General features: G+C 64.3%; 15 protein-coding genes. 2 read left to right on the top strand and 13 right to left on the bottom strand.

Features of this window, described 5'->3' with window-relative positions; all coding sequences use genetic code 11:
* Positions 1-11: 11 nt before the first annotated feature.
* The 3 genes from xdhB to OKW26_RS36930 all read right to left on the bottom strand — a co-directional run bounded on the left by xdhB (position 12) and on the right by OKW26_RS36930 (position 4,279).
* Positions 12-2,381, bottom strand: a complete 2,370-nt coding sequence (gene xdhB, locus OKW26_RS36940; protein WP_429356665.1) for a xanthine dehydrogenase molybdopterin binding subunit — start codon at positions 2,379-2,381, stop codon at positions 12-14.
* A gap of 36 nt (positions 2,382-2,417) precedes the next feature.
* Positions 2,418-3,935 (bottom strand): xanthine dehydrogenase small subunit, encoded by a 1,518-nt coding sequence (xdhA, locus tag OKW26_RS36935; protein WP_429356664.1) that lies wholly within the window; start codon positions 3,933-3,935, stop codon positions 2,418-2,420.
* A gap of 152 nt (positions 3,936-4,087) precedes the next feature.
* Positions 4,088-4,279, bottom strand: a complete 192-nt coding sequence (locus OKW26_RS36930; RefSeq protein ID WP_429356663.1) for a hypothetical protein — start codon at positions 4,277-4,279, stop codon at positions 4,088-4,090.
* Positions 4,280-4,323: 44 nt separating this feature from the next.
* On the opposite strand from OKW26_RS36930, the gene OKW26_RS36925 reads away from it, so the two are divergent.
* Complete coding sequence (locus OKW26_RS36925; RefSeq protein WP_184055477.1) at positions 4,324-5,535, top strand: MFS transporter; 1,212 nt, start codon at positions 4,324-4,326, stop codon at positions 5,533-5,535.
* Positions 5,536-5,676: 141 nt separating this feature from the next.
* Here OKW26_RS36925 and OKW26_RS36920 read toward each other — a convergent pair whose 3' ends face one another.
* The 6 genes from OKW26_RS36920 to OKW26_RS36895 form a co-directional block, all read right to left on the bottom strand.
* Positions 5,677-6,966 (bottom strand): oligosaccharide flippase family protein, encoded by a 1,290-nt coding sequence (locus OKW26_RS36920; RefSeq protein ID WP_429356662.1) that lies wholly within the window; start codon positions 6,964-6,966, stop codon positions 5,677-5,679.
* Between the two features lie 31 nt (positions 6,967-6,997).
* Positions 6,998-8,734 carry a hypothetical protein gene (locus OKW26_RS36915; protein ID WP_429356661.1) on the bottom strand — a complete coding sequence of 579 codons (1,737 nt, stop codon included), beginning with the start codon at positions 8,732-8,734 and terminating at the stop codon, positions 6,998-7,000.
* Between the two features lie 58 nt (positions 8,735-8,792).
* Complete coding sequence (locus OKW26_RS36910) at positions 8,793-9,707, bottom strand: glycosyltransferase family 2 protein (RefSeq protein WP_429356660.1); 915 nt, start codon at positions 9,705-9,707, stop codon at positions 8,793-8,795.
* 157 nt (positions 9,708-9,864) lie between these two features.
* On the bottom strand, positions 9,865-11,070 hold the full coding sequence (locus OKW26_RS36905; protein WP_184062219.1) for a hypothetical protein: 1,206 nt from the start codon (positions 11,068-11,070) through the stop codon (positions 9,865-9,867).
* 4 nt (positions 11,071-11,074) lie between these two features.
* The gene (locus OKW26_RS36900; RefSeq protein ID WP_429356659.1) at positions 11,075-12,175 is read right to left on the bottom strand and encodes a glycosyltransferase; all 1,101 of its coding nucleotides are present in this window, start codon (positions 12,173-12,175) and stop codon (positions 11,075-11,077) included.
* A gap of 142 nt (positions 12,176-12,317) precedes the next feature.
* Complete coding sequence (locus OKW26_RS36895) at positions 12,318-14,537, bottom strand: GNVR domain-containing protein (protein ID WP_429356658.1); 2,220 nt, start codon at positions 14,535-14,537, stop codon at positions 12,318-12,320.
* A gap of 220 nt (positions 14,538-14,757) precedes the next feature.
* Between OKW26_RS36895 and OKW26_RS36890 the strand changes: the two genes are divergently transcribed.
* Positions 14,758-15,141 (top strand): hypothetical protein, encoded by a 384-nt coding sequence (locus OKW26_RS36890; protein ID WP_090803213.1) that lies wholly within the window; start codon positions 14,758-14,760, stop codon positions 15,139-15,141.
* A 463-nt stretch (positions 15,142-15,604) separates the two neighbouring features.
* Here OKW26_RS36890 and OKW26_RS36885 read toward each other — a convergent pair whose 3' ends face one another.
* From OKW26_RS36885 to OKW26_RS36870, 4 genes are all read right to left on the bottom strand, one after another.
* A complete protein-coding gene (locus tag OKW26_RS36885) occupies positions 15,605-16,849 on the bottom strand; it encodes a glycosyltransferase (RefSeq protein ID WP_429356657.1) in 1,245 nt (414 codons plus the stop codon).
* A 92-nt stretch (positions 16,850-16,941) separates the two neighbouring features.
* On the bottom strand, positions 16,942-17,826 hold the full coding sequence (locus OKW26_RS36880) for a polysaccharide deacetylase family protein (RefSeq protein WP_429357161.1): 885 nt from the start codon (positions 17,824-17,826) through the stop codon (positions 16,942-16,944).
* Positions 17,827-17,887: 61 nt separating this feature from the next.
* Complete coding sequence (locus OKW26_RS36875) at positions 17,888-19,141, bottom strand: NAD(P)-binding domain-containing protein (protein WP_429356656.1); 1,254 nt, start codon at positions 19,139-19,141, stop codon at positions 17,888-17,890.
* A gap of 34 nt (positions 19,142-19,175) precedes the next feature.
* Positions 19,176-20,165 (bottom strand): carboxylate--amine ligase, encoded by a 990-nt coding sequence (locus tag OKW26_RS36870; RefSeq protein ID WP_260330580.1) that lies wholly within the window; start codon positions 20,163-20,165, stop codon positions 19,176-19,178.
* Positions 20,166-20,189 lie beyond the last annotated feature (24 nt).

Genomic DNA, 20,189 nt, shown 5'->3' with positions numbered 1-20,189 from the left:
GCCACTCGCCATCACGCCTGCCGCGCGGCCGCCGTCGCGGCCCGCACCGCGCCGACCGCCTTCAGGATTTCCTCGCTGGTCGCGGGTGCATTGAGCGGCGGATTGACCTGATGGCCGCCGACCGCCGACACCGCGTCGCGCACCGCGAAGAACACCGAGAACGGCAGCAGCAGCGGCGGCTCGCCGGTCGCCTTCGAACGATGGATGCTGTCCTCCGCGTTACGGTTCCTGAACAGCCTGACATTAAAAACCGGCGGCACGTCGTTGACGGTCGGGATCTTGTACGTCGAGGGCGCGTGCGTCATCAGCTTGCCGCCCGCGTCCCACCACAGCTCCTCGGTGGTGAGCCAGCCCATGCCCTGAATGAACGCGCCTTCCACCTGGCCGATGTCGAGCGCCGGATTCAGCGAAGCGCCCACGTCGTGCAGCGCATCGGCGCGCAGCACGCGCATTTCGCCGGTCAGCGTATCGATCACGACTTCCGATACCGCCGCGCCGTACGAGTAGTAGTAGAACGGCCGTCCTTGCAGCTTCGACTGATCCCAGTAGAGCTTCGGTGTCGCGTAGAAGCCGTCGGACCACAACTGGATGCGCGCGAGATAAGCCTTCGCGACCACTTCCTCGAATCGCACGGCGACCTCGCCGACCATCACGCGATCATGCGCGAAGCGCACGTCCCGCGGATTCACGCTGCCCGCGCCGAAGCGCTCGGCCGCGAACGCGGCGAGCCGCTCGCGCAACTGGCGCGCGGCGTCCTGCGCGGCTTTGCCGTTCAGGTCGGACCCGGTCGACGCGGCCGTCGCAGACGTATTGGCGACCTTGCTGGTATCGGTCGCGGTCACCCGAATCCGGTTGAAGCCGACGCCGAGTTCATGCGCGACGACCTGCGCGACCTTCGTGTTCAGCCCCTGGCCCATTTCGGTGCCGCCGTGGTTCACGAGCACCGAGCCGTCGGTGTAGATATGCACGAGCGCGCCGGCCTGGTTGAAGTGCGTGACGTTGAACGCGATGCCGAACTTGACCGGCGTGAGTGCCAGGCCCTTCTTCAGGATCTCGTTGTTCGCGTTGAATGCGTCGATCTCCTCGCGGCGCGCGCGATAGTCGCTGGTCGCTTCGAGCTCGTCGATCAGCTCGTGAATCACGTTGTCTTCGACCACCTGGCCGTACGGCGTCTGGTTGCGTTCGGTCTTGCCGTAGAGATTGCGGCGGCGCACGTCGAGCGCATCGATGCCGCACGAGCGCGCGACGTTGTCGAGGATGTACTCGATCGCGAACGCGCCCTGCGGGCCGCCGAAGCCGCGAAACGCCGTGTTCGACTGCGTGTTGGTCTTGCCGCAGAAGCCGTCGATCGAGACGTCCGACAGCCAGTACGCGTTGTCGAAGTGGCACAGCGCGCGCGTCATCACCGGACCCGACAGGTCGGCGGAAAAGCCGCAGCGCGAGGTCATGTCGACCGCGACGCCTTCGATCACGCCCTCTGCGTCGTAGCCGACTTCGTACGTGTAGTGGAAATCGTGGCGCTTGCCGGTCACCATCATGTCGTCGTCGCGATCCGGGCGCAGCTTGACCGGGCACAGCAGCTTCCACGCGGCGAGCGCGGCGCAGCACGCGAACAGCGCCGACTGCGATTCCTTGCCGCCGAAACCGCCACCCATGCGCCGGCATTCGATCAATACGTTATGCGATGCAACGCCCAACGTGTGCGCGACGAGGTGCTGCATTTCGGTCGGATGCTGGGTCGAGCAGTAGACGTGCATGCCGTCGTCGTCCTTCGGCACCGCGTACGAGATCTGCCCTTCCAGATAGAACTGCTCCTGGCCGCCGAGCCACATCTCACCGGCCTCGCGATGCGCGGCACGCGCCATCTTCGTGCCGGCGTCGCCGCGCGCGAGCTTCATCGGCGGCAGCACGAACTGGTTCGCGGCGCGCGCCTGCTGCGCGCTCAGCACCGCCGGCAGTTCCTCGTAGACCACCTCGGCGCGCCGTGCGCCGAGCCGCGCCGCCTCGTGCGACGTCGCGACCACGATCAGCATCGGCTGGCCGACGTATTGCACGACGCCGTCGGCGAGGATCGGATCGTCGCCATGAACGATCGGGCCGACGTCGTTGACGCCGGGGATGTCGTCGGCGGTGAAGACCGCGACGACGCCGGGCGTCGCGCGCACCTTGTCGAGCGCGATCGAGACGATCTTCGCGTGCGCCTTCGACGACAGCCCCAGCGCCGCGTGCAGCGTGCCGGCCAGCTCGGGAATGTCGTCGGTGTAGGTCGCGCGGCCGCTTACGTGCAGATGCGCGGACTCGTGCGGACGCGACACGTGCACCTGGGTGAAGTCGTCGAGTTCCTGGACCTCTTTCAGGAACGGTTCGGCTTGCTGGTTCATGGTTGTGTTCTCCGTATCCTCGGGGACGCGCGGCGCTCAGGCGCTCGCGCCGGCCGGCGCGACCGCGCGCACGTCGAGCGCGCTCTTCGGCAGCGGCTGATGCGCACGCGTTTCGAGCCAGAAGCGGTACAGCGTGTTCTTCGCCGCTTCGAGGCGGTAGTCGCTGCTCGCGCGCATGTCGGTGAGCGGCGCGTAGTCGGTGCCCAGCGCGAGCATCGCGGCCTGCGCGGTCGCCTCGTGCCATTCGGCGTCGCGCAGCACGGCTTCGGCCTGGAGCGCGCGCTTCGGCGTCGCGGCCATACCGCCGAACGCGATGCGCGGCTCGCGGATCGCGTCGCCGTCGGCGATGAACGAGAACGCCGCGCAGACGGCCGAGATATCCGAATCGAAGCGCTTCGACAACTTGTAGGTACGAAACCGCAGGTTCGCGCGCGCACCGCCGCGCGCGGGCACCTTCAGGCCGACGACGAACTCGTGCCCGGCCATGTCCTTCTGCTGATACGCGAGGTACAGGTCTTCGAGCGGCATCTCGCGCTCGATGTCGCCGCCCCGCACGATCACGCGCGCGCCGAGCGCGATCAGCCCCGGCATCGAATCGCCGATCGGCGAGCCGTTCGCGATGTTGCCGCCGAGCGTGCCGGCGTTGCGGATCGGCAGCGACGCGAAGCGCTGCCACATTTCGGTCAGCTCCGGGTACTGCTTCGCGATCTCGGCATACGCTTTTTCGACGCTGACGCCGGCGCCGATCTCGATCCAGTCGTCATTGGTTTCGAGCTTTTGCAGCTCGGCGATCTGTCCGACGTAGACGAGGTCGCCGAGCTCGCGCATCTGCTTGGTGACCCACAGGCCGATGTCGGTGCTGCCCGCGAGCAGGCGCGCGGCCGGTTCCTGCTGTTTGATCCGCGCGAGCGCCGCGACCGTGCGCGGCGCGGCGAAGCGCTGGCCCGCGTGCTCGTACTGAAACGTGTCGCGGCGTTCGAGCGTCGCGAGCGTGTCGGCGAGCGCCTTTACGTCGACTGGCGCTTGCGGCGCGGGCGCGTCGAACATGCGCTCGGCCGCGTCGACGATCGGCCGGTAGCCGGTGCAGCGGCACAGGTTGCCGGTCAGCGCATTGCCGATCGCCTCGCGCGACGGCACCGTGCGGTTCGCGCAGCCATGCTCGTGGCCGTGCTTCTCGTAGAGCGCCCACATCGACATGATGAAGCCCGGCGTGCAGAAGCCGCACTGCGAGCCGTGGCAGTCCACCATCGCCTGCTGCGCCGGATGCAGCGAGCCGTCCGGCTGGCGCAGGTCTTCGACCGTGAAGAGCGCGCGGCCGTCGAGGGTCGGCACGAACTGGATGCAGGCGTTGACCGCCTTGAACTCGACGCCGCCCGCCGGATTGCGCTCGCCGATCACGACCGTGCAGGCGCCGCAGTCGCCTTCGGCGCAGCCCTCCTTGGTGCCGGTGCAATGCGCGTCCTCGCGCAGATACTGCAGCACCGTGCGGGTGACGGGCGCGTCCTCGATTTCGCGGATCGCGTTGCGGTGATAGAAACGAATCGGCTCGGTCATGTCTCGGTGCTCTCGTCTGTTCCGTGTTTGCGCGGACACGCCGCGTCGATGGTTTGAAAGCTATCACCGTCAATAAACGCAACCCATAGCTCGAATCGCATGGGGGACATATTGTTCGCGCGATATCGAGGTGGATTTGCGTACGGCAGCGCTTATGTTGATCTGACGCTTTTGCCGTTTTTATCGATTTTTGCCGGTTTAGCGGACATGCCAGATTTTGGCATGCCCCTCGCCTCGCCGAACAATCTCGCGCTAGCGGCGTGAAAACCGACCTTTATCACGTCACAACCCGCCATTGATTCGCCCCATTTTTTAAGCAAACCCTGCAAGGGAATCGGTTCCATGGGAGAATCACGCCTTCCCGCCGAATTCAAGTCTGGTTTTCCCGATGTCCACCGACTCCGCGTCCGCCCGCAGCGAATTTGCGACGACCCTGCAGATCATTCCGGTCGTCTTTTTCACCTTTCTTTGCTACCTCGCGATCGGTATTCCGCTCGCGGTGCTGCCCGGTTATGTGCACGGCGACCTCGGCTACAGCGCGGTGCTGGCCGGCGCGGCGATCAGCGTGCAGTACCTCGCGACGCTCGCGTCGCGGCCGCTCGCGGGCCGCTCGGCCGATACGCTCGGGCCGAAGCGCACGGTGTCGATCGGTCTGCTCGGCTGCGGCGCGAGCGGTGTGCTGCTGTTGCTCGCCGCGCTGACCGGTCGCTGGCCGGGGCTGAGCCTCGCACTGCTCGTGTGCAGCCGGCTCGTGCTCGGTTTCGGCGAAAGTCTGTGCGGCACCGGCGCGATTCTGTGGGGAATCGGCCGGGTCGGCACCTCCAACAACGCCCGCGTGATTTCGTGGAACGGCATCGCGACCTACGGCGCACTCGCGATCGGCGCACCGCTCGGCGTGATGATCTCGCGCTCGATCGGCTTTACCGCGCTCGGCATTCTGGTGATCGCGCTCGCGGGGCTCGGCTATTACCTCGCGCGTCTGATCGCGCCGGTGCCGGTCGTGCACGGCGAGCGGATGTCGTATCGCAGCGTGTTGACGCGCGTGCTGCCGCACGGTATGGGTCTCGCGCTCGGCTCGGCCGGCTTCGGTTCGATCGCGACCTTCATCACGCTGTTCTATGCGGCGAAGCACTGGCCGAATGCGGCGCTGTCGCTGACGCTGTTCGGCACGCTGTTCATCGGCGCGCGCCTGCTGTTCGCGAACACGATCAAGACCTACGGCGGCTTTCGTGTGGCAATCGCGTCGTTCTCGTTCGAATGCGCGGGTCTGTTGATGCTGTGGCTCGCGCCCGAGCCGCATATCGCGCTCGCGGGCGCCGCGCTGACCGGCTTTGGCTTCGCGCTGGTGTTTCCGGCGCTCGGCGTCGAGGCGGTCGGGCTCGTGCCGCCGGCGAGCCGCGGCGCAGCGCTGTCCGCGTACTCGGTGTTTCTCGATCTGTCGCTCGGCATTACCGGGCCGCTGGCGGGGTATATCGCCGGCGAGTTCGGTTACGGCTCGGTGTTCCTGTTTGCCGCGATCGCGGCTGCCGCGGCGGTCGTGCTGTCGACGGTGCTGTATCTGCGCAACGCGAAAGTAACCAGTCTGTCCACCGCGCAGTAAGCACTCGCAGTAAGCACTCGCAGTAAGCACTCGCAGTGAACGCGCGCAACGAACGCGCGGCGCTGACGCAACAAGGCCGCGACGCGCAAAGTCTTCACGACGCGCGCCGCGGCCATTCGATCCCGCTGTCCATCCTCGCGGCTAATCTCTCTCCGCCGCCATCTCCTGCTTGATCGTCGTCTGCGCGCGCACCGCGATCTGGCCGTGATTGATTCGGCTCGACACGTTGTACACGCCGATCAGCATGAACAGCTCGGTGGCGGCCACCGAGCACGCGGTGCCGACACCGCCCCAGAAGTAGATGCTGATCGGTGCCTGCACCAGATGGAACAGCGCGCCGTAGATATAGATCCGCTTCAGCAACGACTGATTGCCCGACGCGATGATCGTCAGCATCACCTGGGTCGTCGTCATGCCGACGATCGCCGGCACGAACACGAGAATGCGCAAAATGCGGAACGTCTCGCCGAATGCCTCGCCGAGAAAACGTCCGACGAACCATTCGCCGAGCACCGTAAAGCCAACCAGAATCAGCACCGCCGACGCCGCGAACGCGACCATGAAGCCGCGGTTGACCTTGTGGATATAGGCGATGTCGTTGCGCTCGTAAGCGACGCAGATCTTCGGAAAGAACGCCTGGATGGCCGGCGCCGTGCACGCGCGTAGCGCGTTGGTGAGTCGCTCGGCCGCCACGTAATAGCCGACCGCGCCCGGGCCGCTGATCATGCGCAGCATGATCACGTTCGCGTACATGTACACGGACGTCAGCGCCGAACCGAGAAAGATGTGATACGCCTCTTTCGCCTCGGCCATCACGTCGGCCCAACTGACCCGCACGCTCAGCAGGATCTCGCGCTTCCAGATCAGCGCGCCCATCAGGATCACGCCGCACACGAAGGTCGGCGCATATTGCAAAGCGGCCGCGAGCATCACGTCGTCGCGAGTCCTCACGAACAGGAACAGCGGAATCAGCAGACCCACGCGCGTCGCGAGCAGCGTGCCCGCGAGCACCGGCAGGCGCTGCGTGCCTTCGTAGAAGCAGCCGGGCGTCAGCACGCCGCCCCAGATCACGAGCGAGCCCAGCAGCGTCGCACCGCGCTCCTGCGGCGACATGTGCGCGGCGAAGGCCCAGCCGACCAGCACCAGCGAGCACAGCAACGCGAGAATCGCGCGGCCGATCGTGGTCGACCAGTAGATGCGGTTCACGACCTCCGGGTTATCGATGTGCACCGCCACCTTGCGCGCGCTCGACAGGCCGAAGCCGAAGTCGACGATGACGAGAAGAATCTGCGAAATCGATTGCGCGTAACCGATCACGCCCAACCCGGCCGGCCCAAGTACGTGCGACAGATACGGCAACGTAACGAGCGGCAGCAAGTAGTTCAGTGCGTACACCGAATACAGCGCGATGATGACGTTTCTCGTCGACACAATCGTCCTGTTTGCAGTAGGCGGTTAAAACTCAGGTCGAAAAAACAGAGTACGACACGAAAGCAGGTTCACTTAGTGCGATATCGATCTTGTTGTAGCGATCGTCTTCGCCATTTGCGTTCAACACCGCGCTCTTCACCGCATTGCCGATCAGATTGCTTACCACGGTCTTGTAGTTGGCATCGGTTGCGTCGGTTGCGAACAGGATTTCGGCGAGTAGAGCATGGCCGCGTGTGGCCGCGCGCAACACCACGCGACCCGAGGTCGAGCGCAGCACGTTGATCGCGATGCGCGTCGTCTCCTGCGACACGGTCTGGTTTCCGCAATGCAGCGCCGCCGCGACGCCGCCGCGTTCGTAGCCGACGCCGAGATTCAGCGCATGCGCGAGGCTCGCGTCCTTGCCGCCCGCGATCGCGCCGCCGCCCGGATACGCCTTGGCGTAACCGACGATCGTGTCACCCGCGCGATCGCCGAAATTGCCCTGAATCGTGATGCCGTCGAGCGGTGTGCTGCCCGGCGCGGTCGAACTGCCGTACACGAACTGCGGGCCGTCGCAGCCGGCGTTCTCGTCGTCCTGGCCGGGACGGTAGCGATTGCCGACGATCGTCGCCGCCTGCTGGTAATCGATCTGGATGTGGCAACTCTGACCGGGCGGCACATCGAGGTACGACGGATGGCCGCGCGTCGAGAATTTCCAGCGGCCGATCTTGCCGTCGCCGCCGCAACCGTTGCGCGAGAAGTAATTGCCGTTCACCACCTTGCCCCAGTTGCCGCTCTTCATATAGACGCCGGCAAAGCCATTGCGATCGAACACCGCGCCGACGATCAGCGACTCCGCGCCGAGAATCACGCCGTGTCGCGCGTTCCATTCCCAGCGTCCGCCGATCACCTGCCAGAAGTTGTCGACGATATCGGCGCCGGCCGTATGGCAGAACATGCCGATGCAATTGATCAGCGAGCCGTCGGTGTGCTCGGTCGCGTAGAAGCCGCGCTCGCACATGTACGCATAGCAGCGCTCGAGCGTCGAGGTGACGCCGAGTTCGTATCCCGCGCGCGAAAAACCGATCGCCGTGCAACGACTAGCCCCGGCCGACGTACCGAAGTGGATGCCGATCGCCGTGTTGCCGGTGTGCGCCGGATAGTTGGCGAGGTAGTAGATGACCTTGTCGTAATGCGCGGGCCGCACCTGCACATGCTCGACGAACGCCGAGTCGCCCAGCGTCAGCGCCGCCGACCTCGGGCCGCCCGAGTCCTGTCTCTCCAGCACGGTCGCCCCCATCGCGATGTCGGTGATCACCACGTATTCGCCGCCGCCGTCGCCGCGCAGTCTCGAGCCGTTCGCGGTGGCCAGGTCGCCGGTGTAACGCCAGATGCCGCGCGGCAGATACAACCCGCGCGCACCGCTCGCGAACGCTTCCCTGAGTTCAGCGCCGCAGTCGTAACCGGACGCGCCGCGCTGGATCGCCGCCAGCCGGTGCGGATCGACGAAGCGCGCGACGCTGACCTCGAGTCCCGCGACGATATCGCTGAGCGTCTTCAGATAGCTCGGTGCAACCGGTTCCGATGCGGCACGCTCGGGCACGGACGCGGCGACGCGCAGGATGCCGCCGGCGCCGTCGCCCGCGCCGTTGCCCATACTCGCGAACGCGCCGCGCTCGCGCAGCGCGTGCCCCGTCGCGCGCGCGATGCCCAAATCGGCTGTGCTTGCACTGGCCCCGGCCAGGCCGCCGAGCAGGAACGTCTTGAGCGCCTGTCGCCGGGTTTTCATCTAGCCTTCCCCCATTGCGTTACTCCGTTCCTTTTTCACGTCGAGACATCGACAGGCATCAGTCCACCGTGATGCTTTGCCCCTGCTCGGCGGCCGCCGGACGCGCGCCCACGGTCATGGGCACCGGCACCGCACGCGCCTTCGCGCTGCGACTCAGGCCCTGCACGCCTGGCGGTCTGAACAGCGGCACACGATACTTGCGGCTGAAACGCCACAAGCTGTTCATATGCCGGCGCCCCGCCTTGCTCAGGAAGCCCGCCGCCGACGCACGCTGATGCTCGTGCGTGAGTCGCGCACCCGGCACGCACAGCACGCGGTAGCCCGCCTGCCAGATGCGCGCGCAAAAATCGACGTCCTCCATATAGAGAAAGAAGTGCTCGTCCATGCCGCCGAGTTCGCCGAATAGCGCGCGCCGCACGATAAAGCCCGTGCCCAGCACCCAGTCGGCCTCGAACGGCGTGCCCGCGGCCCACGCTTCGCGCATCATGTGGTTGTCGATGCGGCGCTTGAACGCGCCGAGCCGCCCGAGCGGCGAACGCCGGCCGAGTATGTCGAGCACCGAATAAAAGCGCCGCGCGGAAAACTGCCGCTCGCCATCCGGATAGACCAGATCGAGACCGACGAGGCCGACATCCTTCTCCGTTCTGAACAACTGCACCGCGTTTTCGAGCGATGTATCGACGAAATAGGTGTCCGGGTTCAGCACGAGCACGAGTTCGCGCAGACAACCGACCATGCCGAAATTGACGCCGGCTCCGAAGCCGCGATTGATCGACGTTTTGACGAGCCTCACTCCCGTCGGAAGCGTCTCCCTCAGATAGGAAAACGAATTGTCGGGCGAAGCGTTGTCCACCACGACGATGTCCTCCTTATCCGCAATCGAAAGTTCTAGCACGGAGCGCACGCAATTTCCGACCAGTTTTGGCGTGTTGTAATTGACGATCACCACGCTAAACATTCCCTTCAGGTTCATCCCCACCTCCTGCTTTACATCAGGTGTTCGTGGAATTACCCCCAAACACGGCTTTCTGGTTCTTGCACCTTGCTTCGCGCTGTTCGCGCGCACTACCGACTACCCACTGCTCGTCCGCGCGATGCAGACGATCTGGAGCGCACTGCCTTCTGGTTCGCTACGTGCTGTCTGGACGCGGTCCGCCCACGTAATCGAACACTGGCAATGTCATCAGGATGAAGACAAACGGAATCACTTCGATCGATTGATAGAAGAGCGTTTGAAATAAAGCGGCCCACATGCACAACGAAATCCGGCTCGCGCTGCTCGCGAGTTTCGTCACCGATATCAGCACGCCGTAATAGAAGATCGCGCCCATCAGGCCGATATTCAGAATCTGCTGCAGCACGCTCGATTCGACGACGCCGAACTCCTGTTTCACCGGCTCGGGTGCCGAGTTCGTGACGAGCCCAAAGTACGTGCCGGCGATCACGTTGACCGGCAATACGAGCGACTTGGCCTTTTCCCATGCTTCGGTGCGGCCGTCGTTGCCGTCCGATTGCAGATCGGTCGCGCCTATGATCCGTTCGGTGCCGACGTTGACGACACTATCGTTCTGACTGCTCACCGCAACGCCGAAGATCATGATTGCCATCGTCGCGAACACGGTGGCAACGATCAGTTTCGCGTTTCTCGTGATGAACTGGATCGGCGCCTGCACGAACGCGAGCCCGAACGTGCCGAGAATGATCAGCATGCCGCTGCGCGACAGCGCCGAGAAAATCGCGAAGCTGAGCACCGCGCACGCGAGGCCCGACAGCACGTTCTTGCGCACCAGATAGTCGACGCCGCACAGCGACGCGGCAATCGCGACGAACAGCGGGTAGTGCAGATAGCTGCCGGTCAGCGACGGCGCGCGCAGATTGTCGAAGCCGTACGTCGCGCCGGGCAGATCGATCGGGAAGACGTTCTGCTGCTGCGCGAGCGCGACACCCGCCTCGATCAGCGCGATCAGCACGAGCCCCGCATAGGCGACCCGCGGCTGCACGAAGCGCCTCTGATAGTTCGAGATCGCGTAGAAGTAGATGAACAGCGTGAAGATGAAGACGAACAGATAGGACGGCCCGAACTCACCGGTGAGCGCGAGCGTCGCGACGATCGACAGCCCGGTCGAGAACAGCATGCCCACGAGGAAGCCGAACGACAGGCGTCCTTCGTCGCGGAAGTAAGCGGCGATCGCCGTCGGCGAGATGTACCACACGAGCAGCCCGACGATGCCGCCGACCTGGATCAGATAGGCGGCGTCCTTGCCGATCAGATACTCGAGCACGCCGCGCGAGGCACACAGTACGACGGCCAGCAGATAGGCGATGGTTGCGATCATGGTGTCAGGCCTGATACGCCACGGAGGCGTTGACGTTGACCGGATCACCGCGGTAGATGCGCTCGATCACGTCCTGGAACTCATCGATTTCGCAGACGTTGAGCAAGGTGCCGTCGTGCTCGACGCCTTCCGCGCCGAGCGGCGTCGAGACGACCGGCAGTTTCGCCGCGAGCATTTCGAGCGTCTTGAGCTTGACGCCGGCGCCCGACAGCAGCGGCACCACGCCGATATCGGCGGACTCGAAGTACTTGCCCGGATTTTCGACGAAGCCGGTCACGCAAATATCGTCGCCATTCAGGCGCTTTACGCGGTCGCTCGGATCGGAGCCGACCACGAACAGCTTCAGTTGCAGACCGCGCCGGCGCAGCGGCAGAAAAATCGTGTCGACGAAATTGAGCAGCGCCTCTTCGTTTTCACGGCGTTGCATCGCCCCCCAGAACAGGATATTGCCTTTCTCGACCGTGTCTTTCGAGCGCCGCACTTCCGTCAGAAACGCCGGCAGTGAGATCGGCACGACCTGCAACGTGCCGACCCCGGGGTACAGGCCGTTGATCAGCTGCGCGTCCTTGCTGGACAGCACGAGCACCTTGTCGGCCAGCTTCAGCAGACGCTGCTCGAGCATGAAGGTCTGCCGGGTGAACAGCCATCCTTCGATGGACTTGACGCGCAAGATGACCTGGATCTGCAAGTCATGCGCGCACATCACGATCTTCACGCGGTCGTGGAAACGCTCGCGCAGATTCTGGGCATACGCAAAGCATTGCGAAAACTCGAGCCGCACGGTGTCGTATCGGTTCCTGTCGACGAGCTCGCAGAGGAACTTGCCGACCGCGGGCTTATAGCGCGAGAACAGGCGCGGTGAAAAAGTCAGCGGATTCGCGAGGAACGACGGAATCAGGTCGAACCGGCTCACGTACTGGATGTACACGTTGCGCACGTTCGCGCGGAACTCGATGGCTTTTTCGTCGACCGGCACGCGCGACACGATCAGCACGTCGAGCTCCGACTCCGCGCTCAGTTTGATCAGGTAGTCGTAGGCCAAACGGTGGCCAGCTTGCGGCGCGTTTTTCTGAGGCAGAAAAGGCGTGACAAATAGCTGTTTCATCCGGGTAGTCCCTTGCCTGTACGGTATGCGCTCGGCAGGCGCGGCCGTAAGATCCCTTCGCATTGCCATGTTGGTGTTCTGATCGGTCCAGTCGGGCGCTACGCCCCGCACCGCGGGCGCGTCGCGAACCAGGCGCCCGGGCTTATCTGTCGTACGGTTTGTAGATGTAGGCCGCGTAGCGATAGCGTCCGTAGCCGTAGCTGTAGCGTCCCGGCCGCATCCGCAGTCCGTTCATGATCACGCCGCGCACCGGCAGGCCGACCTTCTGCATCTGGCGGACCGACTCACGCAGCTCGCCGATGCCCGTGACACCCTGACGCGCGACGAAGAACGTCGTACCTGCCACGCAGGCGAGCCGGACCGCATCCGCGGCGAGCAGCACCGGCGGTCCGTCGAGCAGCACGACGTCGTAGCCGGTCGCGACCTGGCGCAGCACCGCTTCGAGCCGTGTGTTCGACAGCACGTCGCTCGGGCTCGCCACCTGGCGGCCGCTCGCGATGAAGTCGACACCCTGGAAACGGGTCGCGCGAATCAGCTCCTCGGGACGGTACGCGCCCTGGATCAGATCGGTGAGGCCAGGACCGCGATCGCCGCCGAGATGCCGATGCAGGAAGCCGCGACGCAGGTCGCCGTCGATCAGCAGGACGCGCTTGCCGGTCGCACCGATTACCGCGGCGAGATTCAGCGACACGAACGACTTGCCGATGCCCGGCGTCGGGCCCGTGATCAGCACGATATGGTTGCGCGCCTTGGTCATCGTGAATTCGAGCGCGGTGCGAAAGCCACGCAGACTTTCGATGGCCGGATCGATCACCGCTTCGCCCGCAAGCACGAGCGCCTTCGATTCCGGACGGCGACGGCTGTGCGCGAACCGCTCTTCCTGACGGCTGAACGGCACGCTCGCGTAGACCGGCAAACCGGTGCGCAGCTCGACTTCGTACGGATCGTCGATCGCGTCGAACAGACGCTGACGCACGAGCGCGATCACCGAGCCGACGAACACGCCCAGCATCAGCGCGCCGATGATGATCAGCAGCGGCTTGGGCCGCACCGGCGTATCGGGCGCGACGGCGCCATCGACGATGCGCACGTTGCCGGACTTACCCGCCTTGATCAGCTTCAGCTGTTCGAGCGTATTGCGCAGCGACGTATCGAGCTCGGTGCCGACCTGCACGTCGCGCTGCAGGCGCAGCACGTTCTGTTCGAGCGGCGGCAGCGATTGCGTCCGGCTCGCGAGATCTTTCGCTTCCTGTTGCGCCGCATGCAACTGCGCGTTGACCGACTGCACGGCCGGATGCTGGTCGGTGAAGCGCGTCAGCAGTTCATTGCGCTTCTGTTGAAGTTCCGCGAGCCGCGTCTGCGCCTGAACCGACAGCTGCAGCAGGTTGGTCGCTTCCTCGCCGAGATCGACGGTGCCATGCTTCGCGCGGAAGTCGTTGAAGCGCGTTTCCGAAGCGGAAAGCTGCTGGCGCATTTCCGGAAGCTGTATTTCGAGGAAACGGATCGAACGCTCCGCTTCCTCGGATTTGCGCTTCAGGTTCTGGCTCACGTATTCGCCAGCGATGGTCGCGAGAATCGCGCTGATCTTCTTCGGATCGCTGCCTTCGAGCGACACGCCGAGGATGTCCGATTCCTTGCCTTTTTCCGAGATCGTCAGTTCCTTGCGCAGCTTTTCGGTCGTCGTCAGCGCGGACTGGCGCCGCACTTCGAAGGTCGCGCCGGGATTCGCCTCGATCCGGTCGACGACGAGCGTGAGCGGCCCGTAGTTGGTCGTCGCGCTCAGCGGTTGGCCGACCGTGCCTTCGAGCTTCAGCTTGCCGTATTGCAGCTCGTAGCTCGATCCCTCGCCCATCTTCAGCACGAACGGACGGTCGAATAGCTCTTCGGGGACGTCGAATTTCGACACCGTGATGCGCTCGTTGCCGTACACGTAGCCATGCGGTCCCGGCGTCGACAGATGATCGGAATGACGGCCGAGCCAGCGGCCGAACAGCGGGAAGTAGCGCGGCGCCGCTTCGATGTCGAGATTGAGCTTGTCGACCGCGCGGCCCACCACCATGCGCGAGCCGATCACCTGTGCCTCGCCTGACGTCGCGGTCTTCACGTCGAACATCGCGGACACGTCGCCGATCACGCTCCTGGACGAGGTACCCGCGTTCTCCTCGACCTGCACCAGAATGTCCGCGCGATACACGGGTTGGGAGAACACCGAATAAGCGATGCCGAGCGCGACCGCGATGGCCGTCGTGATCGCAATCAGCTTGCGATTGTCGTACAGCGCATCCAGATAATTCGCGAAGCCTGCCGGCGCATGTTCGCTGTTGTTGTTGCGGCTATCGAATGGTGCACTGCTTTGGTTCATGCGAGTTCTCCCAAAGTCTCTACGGATTGCCACTTGTTCCCGGCGCCGGGACCGGCACCTCGCCGCATCCAGTCACGCCTGTGTCCAGCGAGCTGACTGCCTCGATCGGACGGGGGTAGCTGATTGACGCCACATCGGCTACCTTTGTGTGTAACAGCGCCTATGCGAGGTCGGCTCTTTTCCCTAACATCGCACCACATGCTTTCTTACGGATCCCGAAATGAAAAAACTTCTTGCCGCCGTCATGCCCGTCTTGCTGAGCGCCCAGGTGGGTTACGCCCAGAGCATCGTGTCCGCCGCCTCTTCGGCTTATGCGCCGAGTTATGTCGCCAAACACTCGCAACTCGACGCGATGACGCCTCATGCGGCCAGTTCCACCACGCTCTACGGCTCCTCGTCGGATTTCGCGTACGCTAAAAAGAACCGCTATGTCGCGCCCAACGTGTACACCCAAACCAAAAACAGCCTTCCGAAGCAGAAACGTACAAGCGTTGCACAGCCTGTCCGCGGCAAGAACTCAGCGGACCCCTACGGCAGCGATTTGTGGAATTCAGACCAGACCTACGCGTCTCCCGAGACCGCCGATCCGTACAGCGTGCGCTGAGCTGTAGCGCATCACCGTCTGGACCCCCCGTATCGCCGATGTGGCCGCTTGCGGCCACATTCCTGTTTGGTTTGAACTGACTGCCGGGCCCGGTCGCGAAGATTCCCCGATTAGCCGCGTCTCGTCCGCCGTTTTTCCACGCAAACGCTCACGACATGCACATGCTTTTGTTCTGATGAGTCTGGCTTTTTCGCCGACCGATTGAGCCGATCATCGCCAACTCCGCGCCGTCACCGCGGCTTCGTTTACTCTGTCGAGCCACGCGCTTCAGCGCTCGATAAAATGCCTTTCCTTGGCGATCATAATATTCAGAGAGCCCGTCCTTACAACGTTCGGCAGCGCACACAAAAGCCGATTGCTACAGGATTGCTTCAGACAAATCACGCGATAAAAAACACGTGTTTAAAGCGACGATAACGGCACGGATATACACGCCGTTTGCCACAATCAGCGCCGACTATTTTCAGGGCGCCGGACGCGGATTATCCGCATAGCGCGCGCGACGGCGCGACGGCGCGACGTGCGTCGAACTTTCGCCGATGTGCATGATTTCAGCCAGACGCCGCGCGTAATGCTCGGGCAGATATTCTTCGACGTCGTACTTTCTGTGCTCATCGGCCAGATGAATGGCGAGTTCGCCGAGCGCCTGTTTCAGGCTGCCCGGTTCGAACTTGAACTTGATCTTGTTGCCGACCGATTCCGCGGTCACCGCCATGCTGCCGCCGTCGCGAACCAGCACCGGCAGACCGAGCATCGCCGCCTCGATCACGACAAGGGGCGCGTTCTCCGCGCCCACCGACGGCACGACCACCGCATCGGCGAACTCGCGCATGGCGGGAAACAACTGCTGCTGCGGCATCGTGCCGAACAGGATCAGCTTGCGCTGTGCGATCAGCGACGCGTAGCGCTGCTCGATCGCCGCGCGGTCCGGGCCGTCGCCGTACACGCCGATGCAATTGATGCGCTCGAAGCCCGTCGCCTCGCAGAGCGTCAGAAATTGCAGCAGGCCTTTCTCCGGCGAGATCCGTCCGACGAACGCGATGTTGAAGCGCTCCTTGTCACGCACCGTGACGATTGGCATCGCGCTCGGCACCGCCGACGGATTGTGCACGATGACCGTATTCTCGATGCCGACGCGATGCAGCGCCTGCTGCATGAACAGGCTCGGGCACAAGATCCTGTCGAACACGCGCGCGGGCTGATAGGCCGCGCGCACCGCGTGCCACCACGCCTTCGTCATCAGATCGTGCACGAGGCCCTTCGGCGTCGGCCGCAACGTGAAGACCGCGCGTGTGCGCAGCACGTCGAGCGGCAGAATGATCGGACGCTTATCCTTGTCGAAGTACTGCAGCGACGGGTTGTAGTAGACGAGGTGATAGTCGTGGCAGGTGTGATACGCGCGATAACCGAACTGACGCTCGTGCCGCGCGATCACGCTGAGAATCGAAGGCGACAGCACGTTGTGGTAGTTGTGCACCATCAGCCGATGCGGCCGGAAACGATGCAGCGCCCTTTCGAGCGCGCGCGCGGCGGTCGTGTTCCAGGAGCGCGACAGCATCGTCGAGCGCGCGGAAAACTGGCTATCGTCGAAACGCTCGACCTCGACGCCGGGCAGCGTGCCCAACAGCTCGGCCGATTGTTGATAGACCACTTCCGCGCCGCCCATGTGCGCGTAATCGTTGATCACCAGTACCCTGCAGCGCTGCATGTCCCCTCCTGTCGTATGCCCCTCGTGCCGTCTCGCGAAAAACCCGGACGGCGTTGCCCGGACGAATCGCTTCGTCCAGGCGCTCCCTCTGTTCAAAACTGCGGAAACTTGCCGCGCCAGCCTCCACCCTCGCGCAGATAGCGCAGAAACAGCGCAATGCCGCTCAATTGCGCCGCGAAGCGCAGCGTCGATGCCGCATCGTCGATGATGATCGTGCGCAGCCGATACGGATCGGTGTGCTGATCGTTCCAGCCGATGTCGCAGGTGCGCGCGGTTTTGAAGCCGGCGGCCCGCACGAACTCCACTTCGCGTTCGCCGTAATTGCCGTTCGGATACGCGAAGTGCTCGCACGGTTGTTGCAGCAGCGCCGCGATCTCATGGCGGCTGTCGCGGATTTCGGCCTCGCTTTCAGCGTCGCTGCAATGCGTGAGGATCGGATGGAAGCGCGTATGCGCCTGGAAGTCGATGTGCTCGCGCATCGCCTGCATCGCTTCGATCGACAGGCCGGTCGGCCGGTCATCGCCGTCCTGCTGGTAGCCTTGGGCCGCCAGCGCGGCGAGGCGCTCGTCGTTCGTCATCCGCTTCAGACGTTCATGGCCGACGCGCAGCGAGCCCGGATGCAGCCACCAGTGACTGCGCGACCGTCCGACGATGCGGCTGCACAGGAAGATCGTCGGGCGCACGTTGTGCTTGATGAACACCGGCAACAGCTTCGCGTTGCCCGCGTGGCCGTCGTCGAGCGTGATCGCCACGCGTGGCCGGCCGCGGCCGGGCGCGCTGACGTCGGTCAACGGCACGAACTCGCACAGCTTGCCGAGATAAGTCAGGTGACGGTCGAGCGTGTCCGGATCGGGATCGTGATAAAGCAGCACGGCCACGCGATCGCGCCACAGCACCTTGCGCGTGAACCACGCGAGACCCGAAATCAGGACGAAGCCCGCGAGCATCTCCTTCACGAGCGTCTTGTAGCGCTTCATGCGGCGCCCGCGGTAGCTGCCGGACAGGTGCGAGCGCGCAGACGCGCCCGTTGCTTGGGTCTTATTCACCTGAGCGCTCCGGCATGGGTGCATGGGCGACGGGCCACGTGCGTTGCCGCGCACCCGCTTTCAACGAACCGATAATGTGCCGCGCCACGGTCGGCGACGCGTGCTTGGTTCCATAGACGAAGCGCATCACGGGCCCGAAGCTGTGCGCGCACGCGGGTCCGATCACATAGAGGCCGCGCACGTGCGTTTCGTAGTGCGACGTCAGGTCGGGCATGCCGCCCTGATTCGAAATCGCGTCGGCCAGATCTTTGGACAGGAACGCGTGCTGCCGCATGTCGGTTTTGAAACCGGTCGCGGCGATCACGTGATCGGCGCTCACCCGCGCTTGCTTGCCATCGCTCAGCACGTTCAGTACGACGCGGTCGTTTTCGACCGCCGCGGAGCGCACCACGGTGCGATGCGAGATCTGCACCTTGCCGACCACGCGATCGTGCAGCCACCACGCGCCGGACGCGCCGTACGTGTGCTCCATGATCTGCTTGCGGCGTCGCGGGTCGAGCATGTGGAACACGCCGGGAAACTCGGACAGGAACAGCGAGCGCCAGCCGCGCCCCAGTCCCGCGTCGGGCCCCTTGATGCGCGACAGGATGTTGCGACCGCCGTGCGGCCGCTCATGCCACACCACGCTGCTCTCGCGCATCAGCACATGGGCGCGCGCGCCGAGCTCGTTGAGCAGCGCGGACAGCCCGAGCGCCGACTGCCCGCCGCCGACGATCGCAATGTCCTTGCCGCGCGCCCACTCGAGGTTCCCATACAGCTCCGAATGCGACGCATATTGCGCCGGCAAGTCCCGCAGCGCCGGCGGGGTTTGCGCGAAGCCCTTCAGGCCGAGCGCGATCACGACTCTGCGCGCGGCGAGCGAGCGGCCGTCGCTCAGCGACAGCTGGAACTGATCGCCGACGCGTCGCAATGCGAGCACGTCGACCGGCTGGATTTCGCCGACCAGATTCGACTGGAACCACAGCCCGTACTCGACGAAGGTTTCGAGCGTCAGCGCCATGCCGAGCGGTTGGTAAGGCAGCCCTTTCAGGCGGCAGTAGTCTTCGACGGTAAAGCCGCTGCGCGGCGCGTGCAGGCTCGACGCGAAAGCCTCGGAGCGCAGCAGCATGCCGGGCGGCATGTAGTTGCGCCACGCTCCCATCGGTTCCCCGAGGATCTGGTGATCCACGCCGGCGGCCTTCAGATGCGCGGCAAGAGATGACCCGTAGGGCCCCGCGCCAATGATGATGGTATCGGTCAAAGACATGCTGGTCTCCAGGGGAACGGCTTCGTTGCCAGCGTCAGGCTTTGGCCTGACGCGACTCGGGCGCCCTGATCGCTTTTTTCCAGCTGCGCTTCATGCGTCGCAGCGGATTCATCACGACATAGTGCTGCAACGCTGGGAACGGATCGTTCCAGCGGAAATAGCCATCGAAAATTTTCGTGCGCTCGCTCAGCAATTCGGGCGGCGGCCGGTCGGAAAACGTCGCGCGCCACGCGACCGGTTGCCGGCTCAGGCGCTCGACGGGCAATGGCAGGCCGAGTTCATGGCGGTACGCGGCAAGCGGAATGTTGACGCCGCACAGCGTCGCGATCTCCTCCTGCCAGTCCGTGCGGCCGACCGTGGGCTCGACCATCACGAACTCGTTGTAGTTGTCGTCCCACTTGTACTCGATGCTGCCCATGCCGTCGAAACCGGCCAGCTCGGCGAAGCGCCGCGTCAGCGGTTCGAGCGTCCCGCGCGCTTCGGGCGCGGCCACGCAGATCGCGGTATTGCCGACGCCCGGCGGCGAGCTCAACACCTTGCGGCCGGTGAACATGCTGACCATGTTGCCGTCGGCGCCGCGATAGAACAGCGTGAAGTGGATGTTGCTGTCAGGCCCCTCGATCCACTCCTGCGCGATGATGCCGCCCGGCGTCGCGAGCATCGCGATAGCGCGATCGCGTGCATGCTGCAGCATGTCGACGCGCACCGCGCGTTCTTTCTCGCCGCGCAGCACGTTGCGCTTGTCGTCCGGTTTCAGCACGCACGGGTAGCGCAATTCGGCCAGCCTTTCGATGTCGGCAAGCTTGTCGAGCACGACCGAGCGCGGCACCGGAAAGCCATGCCGCTGCGCGAATTCGTGAAAGCGCGCCTTGCTCGACAACATCTTGACGGTGTCGTCGGCCGGCAGGCGGAACCGATACCAGTGCGACAAAGCCGCCCGATTTTCCGACACCGCATGCACCGCGTCTTCGTCGGTCAGAATCAGAACTGGCAGACGATCGAACCGCTTGCCGAGTTCGATCATTTCATCAACGAATATTTTCCCGAC

The organism is Paraburkholderia sp. 32 (assembly GCF_050435345.1).
Lineage (GTDB): Bacteria > Pseudomonadota > Gammaproteobacteria > Burkholderiales > Burkholderiaceae > Paraburkholderia > Paraburkholderia tuberum.
This window is presented reverse-complemented; position numbering and strand designations above follow the sequence as displayed.

Excerpts from the sequence above, each read along its gene's own strand:
- OKW26_RS36875 (WP_429356656.1), bottom strand. The coding sequence starts at position 19,141 with ATGTCTTTGACCGATACCATCATCATTGGCGCGGGGCCCTACGGGTCA.
- OKW26_RS36900 (WP_429356659.1), bottom strand. The coding sequence starts at position 12,175 with ATGAAACAGCTATTTGTCACGCCTTTTCTGCCTCAGAAAAACGCGCCG.
- OKW26_RS36915 (WP_429356661.1), bottom strand. The coding sequence starts at position 8,734 with ATGAAAACCCGGCGACAGGCGCTCAAGACGTTCCTGCTCGGCGGCCTG.
- OKW26_RS36930 (WP_429356663.1), bottom strand. The coding sequence starts at position 4,279 with ATGGAACCGATTCCCTTGCAGGGTTTGCTTAAAAAATGGGGCGAATCA.
- xdhB (WP_429356665.1), bottom strand. The coding sequence starts at position 2,381 with ATGAACCAGCAAGCCGAACCGTTCCTGAAAGAGGTCCAGGAACTCGAC.
- OKW26_RS36880 (WP_429357161.1), bottom strand. The coding sequence starts at position 17,826 with ATGAAGCGCTACAAGACGCTCGTGAAGGAGATGCTCGCGGGCTTCGTC.
- OKW26_RS36905 (WP_184062219.1), bottom strand. The coding sequence starts at position 11,070 with ATGATCGCAACCATCGCCTATCTGCTGGCCGTCGTACTGTGTGCCTCG.
- OKW26_RS36870 (WP_260330580.1), bottom strand. The coding sequence starts at position 20,165 with ATGATCGAACTCGGCAAGCGGTTCGATCGTCTGCCAGTTCTGATTCTG.
- OKW26_RS36910 (WP_429356660.1), bottom strand. The coding sequence starts at position 9,707 with ATGAACCTGAAGGGAATGTTTAGCGTGGTGATCGTCAATTACAACACG.
- OKW26_RS36895 (WP_429356658.1), bottom strand. The coding sequence starts at position 14,537 with ATGAACCAAAGCAGTGCACCATTCGATAGCCGCAACAACAACAGCGAA.
- OKW26_RS36890 (WP_090803213.1), top strand. The coding sequence starts at position 14,758 with ATGAAAAAACTTCTTGCCGCCGTCATGCCCGTCTTGCTGAGCGCCCAG.
- OKW26_RS36885 (WP_429356657.1), bottom strand. The coding sequence starts at position 16,849 with ATGCAGCGCTGCAGGGTACTGGTGATCAACGATTACGCGCACATGGGC.
- xdhA (WP_429356664.1), bottom strand. The coding sequence starts at position 3,935 with ATGACCGAGCCGATTCGTTTCTATCACCGCAACGCGATCCGCGAAATC.
- OKW26_RS36925 (WP_184055477.1), top strand. The coding sequence starts at position 4,324 with ATGTCCACCGACTCCGCGTCCGCCCGCAGCGAATTTGCGACGACCCTG.